Annotated in this window: 7 protein-coding genes; 1 reads left to right on the top strand and 6 read right to left on the bottom strand. The window is 50.4% G+C overall.

Annotated features, from left to right (window positions below):
- Positions 1 to 17: 17 nt before the first annotated feature.
- The 4 genes from clpB to OXH18_RS15370 form a co-directional block, all read right to left on the bottom strand.
- The gene (gene clpB / locus OXH18_RS15385) at positions 18 to 2,648 is read right to left on the bottom strand and encodes an ATP-dependent chaperone ClpB (protein ID WP_268607984.1); all 2,631 of its coding nucleotides are present in this window, start codon (positions 2,646 to 2,648) and stop codon (positions 18 to 20) included.
- Between the two features lie 235 nt (positions 2,649 to 2,883).
- Positions 2,884 to 4,476 (bottom strand): HlyD family efflux transporter periplasmic adaptor subunit, encoded by a 1,593-nt coding sequence (locus OXH18_RS15380; protein ID WP_268607983.1) that lies wholly within the window; start codon positions 4,474 to 4,476, stop codon positions 2,884 to 2,886.
- Between the two features lie 68 nt (positions 4,477 to 4,544).
- Positions 4,545 to 7,550, bottom strand: coding sequence for a peptidase domain-containing ABC transporter (locus OXH18_RS15375; RefSeq protein WP_268607982.1), 3,006 nt, complete (start codon positions 7,548 to 7,550; stop codon positions 4,545 to 4,547).
- A complete protein-coding gene (locus tag OXH18_RS15370) occupies positions 7,547 to 8,299 on the bottom strand; it encodes a peptidylprolyl isomerase (protein ID WP_268607981.1) in 753 nt (250 codons plus the stop codon). The genes OXH18_RS15375 and OXH18_RS15370 overlap by 4 nt, the downstream gene beginning before the upstream one ends.
- A 572-nt stretch (positions 8,300 to 8,871) precedes the next feature.
- On the opposite strand from OXH18_RS15370, the gene OXH18_RS15365 reads away from it, so the two are divergent.
- Positions 8,872 to 9,699, top strand: coding sequence for a metallophosphoesterase (locus OXH18_RS15365; protein ID WP_268607980.1), 828 nt, complete (start codon positions 8,872 to 8,874; stop codon positions 9,697 to 9,699).
- A 211-nt stretch (positions 9,700 to 9,910) separates the two neighbouring features.
- Here the strand turns inward: OXH18_RS15365 and OXH18_RS15360 are convergent, their stop codons facing one another.
- Entirely contained in the window at positions 9,911 to 12,214 is a 2,304-nt protein-coding gene (locus tag OXH18_RS15360) for a GumC family protein (protein ID WP_268607979.1), read from the bottom strand.
- A 225-nt stretch (positions 12,215 to 12,439) separates the two neighbouring features.
- Positions 12,440 to 13,795: a polysaccharide biosynthesis/export family protein gene (locus OXH18_RS15355; RefSeq protein ID WP_268607978.1), complete on the bottom strand. Its 1,356-nt coding sequence runs from the start codon at positions 13,793 to 13,795 to the stop codon at positions 12,440 to 12,442.
- Positions 13,796 to 13,956 lie beyond the last annotated feature (161 nt).

Below are 13,956 nucleotides of genomic sequence, written 5' to 3'. Positions count from 1 at the left end.
CCTTTAGCCTTCAGCCATTAGCCTTGCGTGGTTAACAGTTCTGCTGGCAAGCGCTTGAACTCTAAACGCTCGGTTTCACCTACATCCACAAAGATAGTATCGCCGTCGTGGAACTCGCCGCGCAGAATGGCTTTGGCGATTTGCGTTTCCAGTTCGCGCTGAATGGCCCGCTTCAGTGGTCGTGCTCCATAAACCGGGTCGTAGCCTACTTCGGCGAGGAAATCGAGCGCGGCTTCCGACAGGCGTAATCCCATCTTGCGATCGGCCAGGCGTTCTTGCAATCGTTGGACTTGCAGGCGGACAATGTTGCGCAGTTCGGATTTCCGCAAGCTGTGGAAGATGATGAACTCATCGACACGGTTGAGGAACTCCGGACGGAAGTTCGATCGCATCGCCTCAATTACCCGATTGCGCATTTCTTCATAGCGCGCATCATCACCGGCCACATCCAGAATGTATTGCGACCCGATGTTGCTGGTCATGATAATAACCGTGTTCTTGAAATCGACGGTGCGACCTTGAGCATCGGTGACACGCCCATCATCCAAAATTTGCAGGAAGACGTTGAACACATCCGGGTGTGCCTTTTCAATCTCGTCGAACAGAATCACGGCATAGGGACGACGACGAATCGCTTCGGTTAGCTGTCCACCTTCTTCATAGCCCACGTAGCCCGGAGGCGCACCAATTAAGCGAGAAACAGCGTGTTTCTCCATGTACTCGGACATGTCAATCCGCACCATTGCTTCTTCGGTGTCGAACAAATAGGCAGCCAAGGCTTTGGCCAGTTCAGTTTTACCCACACCAGTGGGCCCTAGGAAAATGAAGCTGGCGATCGGGCGATTGGGATCAGCCAAGCCCGCCCGCGATCGTTGAATCGCATCGGCCACGGCAGTGACGGCTTCGTCTTGCCCAATCACGCGCTTGTGCAGTTCGTCTTCCAGGTGCAACAGCTTCTGCATTTCCGATTCCACCAGCTTGCTGACCGGAATACCTGTCCACTTAGAGATAATCTCGGCAATGTCGGACTCGGTGACTTCTTCCCGCAACAGAGAGTTGCCGCTGGTTTGCGTCTGTGCCAGTTTGGTTTCTGCTTCTTGCAGTTGCCGTTGCAAGTCGGTCAATTTGCCGTACTTCAACTCGGCAGCACGGTTCAGGTCATAGTCGCGCTCGGCTTGCTGAATCTCAATATTGACGCGATCGATCTCCTGCTTCAGGGTTTGAATATCGGTGATCACGTCTTTTTCGGCTTGCCATTGGGCATTCAGCGCCGATTGTTCTTCTTTGAGATCGGCTAGTTCTTTCTCCAGCCGCTCCAAACGTTCGCGGGACGCGACATTGCTCTCTTTCTCCAGCGACAATCGCTCCATTTCCAATTGCAGAATTTTGCGATCGACCTCATCCAGTTCATCCGGCTTAGAGGTCATTTCCATCTTCAGCTTGGCTGCCGCTTCGTCTACCAGGTCAATAGCTTTGTCTGGCAGGAAGCGATCGGAAATGTAGCGGTTGGACAATGTGGCAGCGGCTACTAGGGCCGTATCGGCAATTTTGACACCATGGTGGTTTTCATAGCGTTCCTTTAAGCCGCGCAGAATCGAGATGGTGTCTTCTACGCTGGGTTGATCGACATACACCTGCTGGAAGCGTCGCTCTAGGGCCGCATCTTTCTCGATGTATTTGCGGTATTCATCCAGCGTGGTAGCCCCAATACAGCGCAACTCGCCTCGCGCCAGCATCGGTTTCAGGAGGTTGCCGGCGTCCATCGCACCTTGCGTTGCACCCGCGCCCACAACGGTATGAATTTCGTCAATGAACAGAATAATCTGACCCGCCGACTCGGTGACTTCCTTCAGCACCGCTTTCAGACGTTCTTCAAACTCACCGCGATATTTTGCACCCGCAATCAGCGCACCCATATCTAGGGCAATGAGTTTACGATCGCGCAATGATTCGGGCACGTCTTTGTTGACAATGCGCTGAGCCAGCCCCTCGGCAATGGCCGTTTTACCCACACCCGGTTCCCCAATCAGCACCGGGTTGTTTTTGGTGCGACGCGACAGAATTTGAATGGTGCGGCGAATTTCATCATCGCGACCAATCACCGGGTCAAGCTTGCCCTGCCGCGCGGCTTCTGTGAGATCTCGCCCATATTTTTCCAACGACGCATACTTGCCTTCTGGATTTTGATCCGTCACTTTTTGATTCCCTCGAATCTGTTCCACAGCCGTCTTTAACTTTTTCTCATCCAGCTTAAATTCTTGAAATAGCGCTCGACCGAAACGATCGTCTTTGGGATAGCCCAATAGTAAGTGTTCAACTGAAATATAATCGTCGCCCAGTTCTTTCCGGGAAGCATCGGCACGATCGAGCAATGTATCGAGCGATCGGCCCATGTACACTGAGCTACCCACACCTGTCACTTTCGGCTGACGACCAATAAAATCATCGGTGTAATCACGCACGCGCTGCACGTTCACACCAAGTTTATTTAGGATACTGGTTGCTAATCCTTCTGGCTGCTCTAACATCGCCAGCATGAGATGTTCGGGTTCAATTTGTTGATGCTGAGCCTGCCTGGCAATATCCGTGGTGCGAACGATCGCTTCCCACGCTTTCTCGGTAAATTGGTTGGGATTAGATGGTTGCATAGGCGTTTTAGGGGGTTAAGGGTCAGGGATTGAGGGTTATAGGGAGTAGATTTTTAGCCTTTAGCTTTCTCTTCATCCTTTCTTAATGCTCCTATTGTAGGGATTGCTGGGCAATCGCAAAGATCGGTGTTTACACCCTGAGAAATCAGTATTACCGTCCTAGAGCAAAAACAAAACTATCGGAACAGTTGGGCACTATCCCGATAGTTTCTTGGTTAAAGTGAGTTGAGTTGACTTATCGTACCGTCTTGAGGCTGTCCACCTGGCGGGTAAACTGATCGGTGAAGATGCTCATGATAGTGCGATCGCGCGTAATGATGTTGGCTGTCACAGACATGCCTGCTTGCAGGGGAATGTCGCGACCGTTCGCCCGGATGGTTTGGCCCGACATTTCAATCTTGACTGGAAATCGGTAGAACTGATGCACCTGATCGGGCGGGAGCGCATCAGAACCAATATTGACGATCGTGCCTTCAATATCGCCAAACTCGCTGAACGGAAATGTATCAATCCGAATGTCAACTGGCATTCCTTCTTCGATGAAGCCAATATCTTTGTTGGTGACAAATACCTCTGCCAGCAGTCCATCTGCTGGTACCACCTTCAGGATGGGTTCACTGGTGTTGGCGACAAATCCTGGCCCCTTAGCCTGTAAATCAAACACAATGCCATCTACGGGTGCTCGTAACTCTTGATATCTCAACGTTTGTTCGGTTTGGCTGAGTTTGCTGGTAATTTCAGCAATCTGAGTTTCGTTATCTAAAATTCTTTGATTTAATTGACTGTCGATCGCCGCCACTTGCTGTTGGTTCTCGGCAATTCTATTGAGTAAATCATTGCGGGTAGTCGATCGCGTATTGTCTAACTTTTGACTAGCTTGGTTAATGGCATACACCAACCGTTGCTCTTCTTGCTGCAATCGCTCTACTTCCGAGCGAGACTCTAATACCTGCTGTTCTTGTCGTGTCACCTGCAATCGCTGAATGCCACCTTCTTCCAGCAATGGTTTTAGGTCTCCCAATACTTGCTCGTTAATGGCTAAGGTTTGTCTCGCTGTAGCTAGCTGCGTAATTACCTGGTTCAATTGCTCTTGCAACTGAGATACTTCTAGCTCGGCTGCCGCTTCCCGCGTTCGCGATTCATTCAAACCCGTTTCAATGCGATCGGCTTGTTCGGCTGTCAGTCCAGCGACATTGGCTGTTCCATTCAGTTGAGCCTGAAAGAGGCGAATTTCGGAAATTAACGCCGCTCGGTTGGCGGTAAGGGAAACAATTTCAGGGGGTAAATCTAACTGTTGCACCTCAGCCGCCGTTGGAGCGCTAGAACCGCTCAACTGCGATCGATAAAACTGATTTTGACGCTGCAAGGACGTGCGAATTTTCTCTAACGATTCTCGTTCTGCCTCAGCGGTGGTGGGGTCAAATCGAATTAGCAAGTCGCCTTTTTTAACGCGCTGTCCTTCTTGCACCAAAATTTCTTGCACTACGCCGTTGACCGGTGCCTGAATCGGTTGTACTTGAGCGAGTGGCTGTAACTGCCCGGTGGCTGGAACAGCTTCTTCAATCCGAGCCACCGATGCCCAAATAATGCCAGCACTGGCAAATCCGACAATTCCCCAAAGAATCGCGCGCGACCAAATGCTGGGCTGTTGCAGAATCACAGGTTGATCAAAGGCTTCGGTGCGAACCAGCGCATTGGAACTGCCTTCAATCAGTTCTCCTTCTTGGACTTCTTCTAATTCGTCTCGCGAAGCTAACACAATAGATTGTCGGGGATCGATGCCACTTCGCTTGGCTGGGTGATTACGATCGCCATTTCGTCGGTTCATCACAGAAGACTCCTTAGACTGGTTTGGGGTCAATGGAATTGGGAAGTTAAAGATCTGGGTTTGGAGATCTAGGTTTCGCTGGCTTGCTGCTGCTGGTAGAGGCAGTAGTAACGCCCACGCAGCGCCATTAATTCATCGTGAACCCCGATTTCAACAGGCGAACCTTTGTCCATCAACAGAATCACATCCGCATTACGAATGGTGCTGAGTCGGTGTGTGATAAAGAACACCGTGCGATCGCGGAAGGCTTCTGCCAAGTTCAGGCAGACGCGCCGTTCAGAATCATAGTCCAAGGCACTGGTAGCCTCGTCTAAAATCAACAAATTCGGATTCTGCAACACGGTGCGAGCGATAGCAATTCGCTGCCGTTGCCCACCGGACAGTGACGCACCCCGTTCACCCACTCGTGTGTTATATCCGTTGGGCAGTTTCATGATGAACTCGTGGGCCACAGCAATCTCAGCCGCGCGAATGATTTCTTCGGGTGAGGCATCCGGGCAAGTGATGGCAATGTTTTCCTGCACAGTTCCCTCAAACAAGAGGGGTTCTTGCGGCACAATCCCCACCTGTCGGCGCAACGAGTAAAGCTCTACCTTGCTGATGTCATAGCCGTCAATTAAGATGCGACCCATTTCTAGATCGTACAAACGCGGCAGGAGTTTCATCAACGTACTCTTACCAGAACCACTCTGTCCCACAATGCCGACAAACGAGCCAGCAGGAAACTCTAGGTTGACATTCGATAATTGCCAGGGTCCACTGGTGCCAAACCGGAAGGAAACATCGTCAAACTTAACGGCTCCTTGAATGGCCGGCATGGGAATATTTTGACGATCGATCTCATCGGCTTCCGGCGCGGCATCCACAATATCACTTAAGCGTTCGATCGACAGTCCCACTTCCTGGAAGTTCTGCCAAAGTTGGGCCAACCGCAGCAACGGACTGGTAACATACCCAGCAATAATCCGAAATGCGATCAACTGTCCCAACGTTAGCTGATTATCGAGAACTAAGTAAGCCCCGACCCAAATCACCAGTAAGCCAGATAATTGGTTTAGAAAATTACTAGCCGAGCCAGCGGTTGTGGAGGTCAACACCGTCTTAAAACCAGCGCTAACATAGCGGGCATAGCGTTGTTGCCACTGCCAGCGGGCCCGGAGTTCCATGTTTTGGGCTTTTACAGTCTGAATCCCTGAAACCACTTCAACCAGGTAAGATTGCGTTTCAGCGTTGCGCTCGGCTTTGACTCGCAGTTGGCGACGAATTAATGGCGAAGCCACTACCGCCAGCAGAATAAATAAGGGAATGGTCAGCAGTGATACCAGCGTCAGCACCCAGCTATAGAGCAGCATGACGATGATATAGATTACAGAGAAAACAGCATCCAGGACTACCGTTAGCGCGGTGCCGGTCAAGAATTGGCGAATGTTCTCTAATTCGTTAATCCGAGTTGCTAACTCACCCACCGGGCGACGTTCGTAGTAGCGCAAGGGCAACCGGAACAGGTGATCGATAATCTCGGAACCCAACGCCATGTCGATGCGGTTGGTGGTATCGACAAACAGATACGTTCGTAGACTGCTGAGAATGGCTTCAAAGATGGCAATCACCAGCAAAAACACGCCCAACACATGCAGCGTACTAACGCTCTGCTGTACAATCACCTTGTCGATGATCACCTGTATCATCAGTGGATTAGCCAGGGCGAACAGTTGCACAAAGAATGACGCCACGAACACTTCAATCAAAACTTTGCGATAGCGCTGGAGTGATGGCAAAAACCACTGAAGCCCAAACCGCTTTTGCGGAGTTTGTCGGGTGGGCTGCACCAGCAGCACATCGCCTCGCTCTCCCCAGGTTTCGATGAAGTCAGCAGGTTTGCGGCGAATAATGCCCAGTTCCGGCACCGCGATCACCAGTTCCCGCTCATTGATGCTGAAGAGAATCGCCAGGCTATCTTGCCATTCCACCAAGGCCGGGGCTTCCAATCGCCCGATCGCACTCGCTGGAACCGTGACCAATTGCGCATTCAAACCAATCATCTCCGATACCGCACCGCACAGTTCCAGGGAAATTTTGCCCGATCGCTGCATCTGGTTCAGCAACACCCGCTTGATGATGTCGCGGCGGAACGGCACATTCAGGTGTTGGCACAGCATTTGAAAACAGGCCATGGCTGCTTCTGGTTGGCCTTTACCCCGCACAAATGGGTATTTTTGCAGGTTTTTTTGGTTGCCACTGGCTCGCAATGACGGTTCCAGTTCCGGCGGGCGATCGGGCGCATAGGGAATGTCGAGTTCATCGGGTTCCAGCGCTGGAGATTCCGTCAACGACATGGCGGGTTCCGCCGCCGCCGCCATCTGTTCTGTTACCGTCAGGGGAAATCCGACGACGCGGGCAGGTCGATCGCTGGTGACTTCTAAATACGCACCCATTTCAGCCGACTTACCGCTGACATTCAACCGACTGTTAACGGGAAAATGAGTAATCTCGCCGCCACTAACTAGCCAAATGCGATCTTTTTCGAGTTGGTTGAGTGGGGTTCTACCGGGCGGTAAATTACAGACCACCGCAGACGAAGCGGCCCGAACCGCCAGTTCCTTTAAGTCGGCATCGCCGATTGCCTGTCGATGCAGTTCTGCCCCCAACAGATCAAACACCTCAATCAACGGACACTGTTGCCGCAATGCTAGAGCAACCTGGGGTTCCCGTTCTAACAACGCCAAAAAATCTGCCGCTTCAATGGTGAGACAAATCGATTCAGTCGAGGCAATCACCGTTTCGCAGGGAACGCCGCGCAGCAGCCCAATCCAGCCAATCACTACACCCGGCCGCAAAAGTTCTAGCGTGATTGGTTTCTGAGTGCGAGGGTCATAACCTAGCAGACGGGTTTGACCTTCATAGAGAATTGAAATCTGGGCGGGAAGCTTGTCTCGCACCAGGACAGCTTGCCCCATACGATAGCGCAATAGCTGAAGTCGTTCCGTTAGATACGAAATAGCACTCGGCGAGAGTTGATCAAACGGGGGGATTGTCGCTAAAAATTCTTGAACCGAGGTTTTTGTATAGGTCATGGGGCAGTGGCAGCAGTGGATTCAGTGAGTTTAAAGGGAGCAAACTTATCAAACTGATCTTTTAACCAGTTGTTGAAGCATTCATCTAACAAGCGGCGACGCATGGATTCATCCAATTGGGCTGGAATAAATTTTTCCAGTCGAACTAGCACCAGCCACTCACCTACCCGAGTGGGTGGACACAGTTGTCCGGGTTGGCTGAGGGACAGCAACTGTGCCAGCGTTGGGTGAGGCACGCTTAATTCTACGGGGCCAATCAGCCCGTCGGTTTGAGCTTCTGGTCCTTGGGAGTACGATCGAGCCAATTCTGCAAACGACTGCTCTCCTTCCAAAATGCGGAAATAGAGTTCTTGGGCAATGCCAACATCACGGGTGCGAATCAGCGAATAAATCACCTTGTCTAATTGATCTTTTCGGCTCAAAAAGTAAGATTCCAGCTTTGGTCCCCAAGTTTCTTGCTTAAATTTTTCGATGCGCAATTCTCGCGTTGCCAACGATTGAAGTTGCGCTTCTGTCATGCCATGTCGCTCTAACCAAGCTTGACGAGCGCCCGCCTCAGCAATTTGGTTTTGCGCATAGAACTGCTGAGTAGACTCTGCCGCCTCGTCTGGAGTGCATTCGATCGAGGCAATCGCTTGATCGATCAAAATTTCTTGAATGAAGCGGGGCATCATCTGATAGCCCGCCATGAGGGGCAACAGTTCTTCGGCTGTGATAGCGCGATCGCCAATTTGTAGAACTACAGTCATCTAACTCTATTAAGCTCAACATTCTAAGGATTTTCGTGTCTCGCCACCTGACTTAAACTGCCCCAATTTAATTGGCACAGTTTCCCAATTTATTAAAGAAATGTTACAAAGAAATTAATTCCCCTTATCATATTTTTGCTCTATTTTCAATGAACTTTTCATAGATTTAACGCTGTTTAAACATCTATCTTTTAACCTATCTATGCCTTATCTTGTCGCCAAAACGAAGGAATCCATCTACTTTTTTATAAAAATTACGAACTTCTTCAGATGCAAAGAGCGCCCAGATCGGGGTTTAATCTAGAGCCAATCCTCCTTATCCTTGACTAGCGCACAAACAGGCTTGCCCCCGAGGTAGAGACTGGGTTGTCTGTCCTACGCTAGATAACTTCGAGGTTAATCAGGTTGCTGTGGAAACGCTCGTCGCTAGGTTTGATGCCTGGGTCAACAATAAGAAGGAACCGTGAAGATCTAGGGTAAAGGAAACAATTTTCTCGTAGGTGTTGTATGGCTAACACTGCCACTGCTTCGTTGCTCTGCTAAGCTGAAGTTGCCCTTTTGGAAAAAAAGCTATGCACAGACTGTTGTCAGGCAAGCTGAGCATTGAAAGGCTAACCGTTCACATAGATGGGCTTCCCGCATCCCTTCAGGGAACTACACTGGCACAACTTTCAGATTTACATTTTGATGGGTTGCGTTTGTCAGAGGCTCTACTCGCTGAGGCGATCGCTGCCAGCAATCAAGCTCAGCCTGACCTGGTCATGCTGACTGGGGATTATGTCACCGACGATCCTTCTCCCATTCACGGACTAGCTCAGTGGTTACAAAAGTTACAAAGTCGAGTTGGGACGTTTGCTGTCTTGGGGAACCATGACATTTACTCACCCCGGGCAAAGACAGAAATTACAACCGCCCTGATGGAAAGTGGAATTTCCGTATTGTGGAATCAAATTGCTTACCCTTTGGGCCCAGAGTTACCGATCGTCGGCTTGGCTGATTATTGGTCAAAAGAGTTCAATCCTGCCCCTGTAATGGATAATCTTGATCCGGCTATTCCTCGGATTGTATTGTCTCACAATCCCGATAGTGCTGTTCGGTTACAGCCTTGGCGTGTAGATCTACAGCTTTCAGGACACTCGCATGGAGGGCAAATCGTCATTCCTGGATTGGGCCCCTTTCCAACCTGGTATCAAACTATCCGTCGGTATACTCCTAAGGGTCTGCGCCGTTGGGTTCCCTACATGCGGGAAGATTGTCACAAGGTCATGCGCCATTGGGAGTGGGCGCAAGGCTTTCATCGAGTGGGAAGTAATCAACTGTATGTAAACCGGGGTCTGGGAACGTACTATCCGGGGCGGCTGTTTTGTCCGCCTGAGGTGACTATTATCACCTTAACTTAGCCCTTCATCATTAGCTCAGCCAACCGTCAGCCTATGATGGATACCGTCTCTCTTGTCTCTTTTATTCCCTCACCTAAGGCAGGTAGAAAGAACTGACGCATCACGCAAAACCCGAATCGAAAGGCGCAATCCGAAAACCGAGTTGAAGGGTTGCCCTCGTCTCAGATTCTCGGATTGTCCTCAACTGTCTGAATCGGTGGTTGCGTTCAAGTCACACCCTTTCAATTTGCACGTCTCGGCGTGGTCGTCCACCCGGCGGATTATAGCGAGTGTAGGGTCCACTCGCATTATTTTCCTTGAGGTAATTGGCAACGACGCTAACACCCGTCGGTCGAACGGTTGTGAGTTTGTTGAGCACCTGATCGACAACGGTTCGATTGGTTTTGTTGGTGGCAACTACCATCAAAATCTCGTCAACCTGGGTGGTCAGGAAGCTGGCGTCGGTCAGACCATAGAGGTGAGGGGTGTCGTAAATGACCAAATCGTACTCGTTCTCAAATTTCTCCATCAATTGTTTCATGCGATCGGAGCCTAGCAGTCTGGCAGAACCCGGAATGGAAGGGCCAGCAGTTAACACATAGAGCGTATCAGCCAGAGACGATTGTTGAATAAAGCCCTCTAGCTTGTGATCAGCAGACAGAAGACCGCTCAAGCCGCGCGTATTCGGTAGATCTAATCGATGGTGAACTTGAGGTAGCCGCAGGTTCGTGTCAACGAGCAGCACCTTTTGCCCAGCCCCGGCTGCTGTTTGAGCCAGGTAAAGCGCGATCGTGGTTTTGCCATCACCAGGTTCGGCCGAGCAGATCATCAGCGATCGGACGGGCGGTTCGGCCAACCGAATATTGGAATAGAGATCCGTGAATGCCTCTCGGAACGAAGCCGTTCCTAACCGACTATCATCAATATCTTCGGCGCTAAAGGCAGATGGAAAATCAAAGGACTGCTTTGCCCCTCTTGAGAAGGGAATCACTCCAGCCAGCGGTAACGGAATTGACTCGTAAATGTCATCCACTGTGTAGAACACGTTGCGATAGCGTTCTAACAGCAGCGCCAGCAACGCCCCTAAAATCAGACCCAGGGCGGCTCCTGCAATCACAATTCGTGAAGCTTTAGAGGGTTCAGGAATTGGATCGCCTTGAGAATCGCGGGGAATCAAGGGTTCAGAAATCAATTCCCAAGGAACTTCAGTTTGAGCCGCATCTACTCGGAGCGTTTCCAACTGAGTTCGCAGCCGATCAAGAGTTTCTACCGAAATCTCTAGTTCTCGTGTCAGGTCGCTGTAACGGCGAGCCACTTCTGGAAATCGCTGGAACTGCTGCTGATACTGTCGTCTTGCCTGCTCAATTTCCCGCTTCCGTACCTCAAGAACCTGAATTTGGTTGCGGGCAGTGATCAGTTGCCCAATCAAGTCAAGGCGAACAGAGTTTTGAAACGCTTGGACTTGCGGATTACCTGTGTTGCCAGGACCAACAACCGCTTCGGCCCGAGACGCAAGCAGCGCTTCGATATTTGCTCGACGGGCCTCCAGCGATCGCAGCACCGGACTGTTGCTTCCAAACCGGGCTGATTCAACGGCAATTTGCCCTTGCAATTCCACCAACTGAGTTTGCAACGCCTGATAATTAGGATCTTCGCTTAACGCAGAAGCTGCCACCGCTTGTTCTGGATTCAGCCTTACTTGCTGCTGTAAGTTTGAATACAACTGCTGTTGCTCTTGAAGCTCGCGATCGGTAGCCAATGCCAAGGTCGTGATGTCATTCAACTGCGTCGAAAGTTGATCGCCCTGAAGATCGGGATCGATCAAGTCATTCTGCTGTTGCAGTTGTTGAATTTCATCCTGGATTTGGCTCACTCGTTGCTCCAGCGCTGGTAGCTGATCTTCTAGGAATTTGATGCCTTCGCCCGTGCGCGTTTTCCGATCCTCTAGACTGTACTGCAAATAGCGATCGGCGGTGACTCGCAAGACCTTTTGAACCAGACCCGGATCTTCACCAGCGTAGGTAACTTGAATGATGCGAGTCGGATCGGTAGACCCCTCTACGGCTAATCGTTGAACCTCTAACCCCCGTTGTAAATCCTCGAAGCTGAAGTTGGGATATTGAGTCTGGACTTCTTGAACAATGTCATTTAACATGCCTGGACTCAGCAAAATCTGGATTTGCGTCGTGTAGTCCAGCGAAAAGGCATCTCGTCCGGGCAAATCATCCCGTCCACGGCTGACCAGGAATGGATCGACGGCCCGCGCCACATTGGTAACGGGTTCTGCCAAGATGCGAAAATCCCCTTCATATACGGGCGCTTCCTGCATTGCTAGGTAGCTTGCACCAACGGCTACCAGAGTTGCAACACCAGCAATGAGAAGGGCCTGGCGTTGAACCGTTCTGCCAAGGGAGCGTAGATTTAATCCGCGATTAGACTGATTGTCAACCTCATCAGAATCTACAACTGACGGTTGAATTAGTGACCGATTCCGTACACTAGATGTCAAAGCTTGGGATGTTTGCTCTGTCTCCATGTTGACCTCTACGTATCTTAAGTTATTCACCCCTAACAAATGAGCCGTTGGTATGCTGGATTAAACCACCGATAAACTGCTTGCTGGTTGGAGGGTTTTGACAAAATTGGACACAAAACTGGACGTTGTAGCTACACCACTGATTGTTTGTTAAAACACTAAGTCTAGATAATTAGCCGAGAGATGCAAAGACGCAATCCCTACCTTGTCGGCTCAGGGTGAGTCTTAGTCAAATAAATCGGTAAAGATATCGAAAACCCCTAAAATGCTATCGATCGTACCTGTGATAGGACTCACACTATCGGCAAACGAAACAATGCCCGATCGCCCAACAATGACGGTATCACCCGGTTGCAACGCAGGATTATTTTCTTCATTAATCCCAGCGGCTAAATCGAGTTGAATGCGACGCCGCACCGCCGTGCCGTTGGGGTTCAGTCGAATTAAATCCACGCGATTGGTGCGAGCACGTTGGCGATCGAATCCTCCGGCCGCTTGAATCGCTTGATTCAGTGAAATGTTAGGAGGAACTTCGATGGGACCCGGTGAAATCACCTCTCCAACCACATTAATGGTGATCGTCTCTGGTGCAAAATTAGCAGAACCCAGCAAAATTGCTTCATCCGAGCTTAAGGCAACGGCGGTTGGAATAACCAACGTATCACCATCCCGTAGCGTGATATCTTCATTTAAGTTACCACTGCGCAATAATTCCCAGAGGTTCACATCAATAAGAGACTCTGATCCTGTGCGCGACGGTCGGCGAATTTGCACATTTCTGAGGTCGGCAAGTTGGGTAATACCGCCAGCCGCTTGAATGGCATCTACCACACTGGGCCATTGATCCACGGCAACACCACCGGCCGTAGCCGTCAGCAGGGGTTCGGCTGTTCCTCCAGTTGGGCTAATGGCGTAAGGTCCTGGGCGTTTTACTTCTCCAACCACACTGACTTTGAGCGATCGAGCCGTAGCCAAATTCACCGAGATTAGGGGTTCCAGAATCAGACCTCTGCCACCATACTCTCGTTCTAGTAGCGCTCCTGCCTCTTCCAGTGTCAGCCCTTGCATCCGAATGCGCCCGATCCACGGAAACGTTACTGTACCATCGACAAGAACCGTATATGTGCCGTTTTCACCACTGAATTCGGGCACATCAAAAATATCTACCACAATGCGATCGCCCGGACCCAACAAATATGTGTCTTCTTCCCGCACTGGAGAGTCAAACACTGAACCTGGTAGTGGTGCCAGGGGTTCTATGGGAACCGAACGTGGTGGAATCGGCACAATCTCAGGCACCTGAATCGCTCCTTCTCCTGGTGGCTCTGTGAGGGTATTAGGTCGAGGTGTCGATTCTACGGGAATATCGATCGGCGTTTCAGTTGGACTAATTGGAATCAATGGATCAGACGCGGGAACTTGCGCCAAACTTGCAGGCGCATAAGCCATGGTTGCCAAGGTTGAAAGCACCAACCCCGCTGTTGACGAAACCGATCGAATAGGTAATTGAGCAATCCCACCCCGTTTAGAGGAAGCAACGCTCTGTTGCACTCTATACAACCGAGCAGGTCGAACTTTCACTATAGTTCTTATCATCTCTAATGAAGCACTCTGGGCTAACTAACTTCAAAGCTCGATTCGATTGACGATCTTGACTGAACAAAGTTCATGGGTAGAGAAGGGTAGATGGGAGATTGTATAAATAAACCGATACATCGTTCCCTAACTATGTTCTAGTTCTT

This window comes from Thermocoleostomius sinensis A174 (assembly GCF_026802175.1).
Lineage (GTDB): Bacteria > Cyanobacteriota > Cyanobacteriia > Elainellales > Elainellaceae > Thermocoleostomius > Thermocoleostomius sinensis.
Note: the sequence above shows the minus strand (reverse complement) of the source record. Positions and strands in the feature narration are given on the sequence as shown.

Bases quoted from the DNA above. Each gene is read 5' to 3' on its own strand.
- clpB (WP_268607984.1), bottom strand. From the start codon at position 2,648: ATGCAACCATCTAATCCCAACCAATTTACCGAGAAAGCGTGGGAAGCG.
- OXH18_RS15380 (WP_268607983.1), bottom strand. From the start codon at position 4,476: ATGAACCGACGAAATGGCGATCGTAATCACCCAGCCAAGCGAAGTGGC.
- OXH18_RS15375 (WP_268607982.1), bottom strand. From the start codon at position 7,550: ATGACCTATACAAAAACCTCGGTTCAAGAATTTTTAGCGACAATCCCC.
- OXH18_RS15370 (WP_268607981.1), bottom strand. From the start codon at position 8,299: ATGACTGTAGTTCTACAAATTGGCGATCGCGCTATCACAGCCGAAGAA.
- OXH18_RS15365 (WP_268607980.1), top strand. From the start codon at position 8,872: ATGCACAGACTGTTGTCAGGCAAGCTGAGCATTGAAAGGCTAACCGTT.
- OXH18_RS15360 (WP_268607979.1), bottom strand. From the start codon at position 12,214: ATGGAGACAGAGCAAACATCCCAAGCTTTGACATCTAGTGTACGGAAT.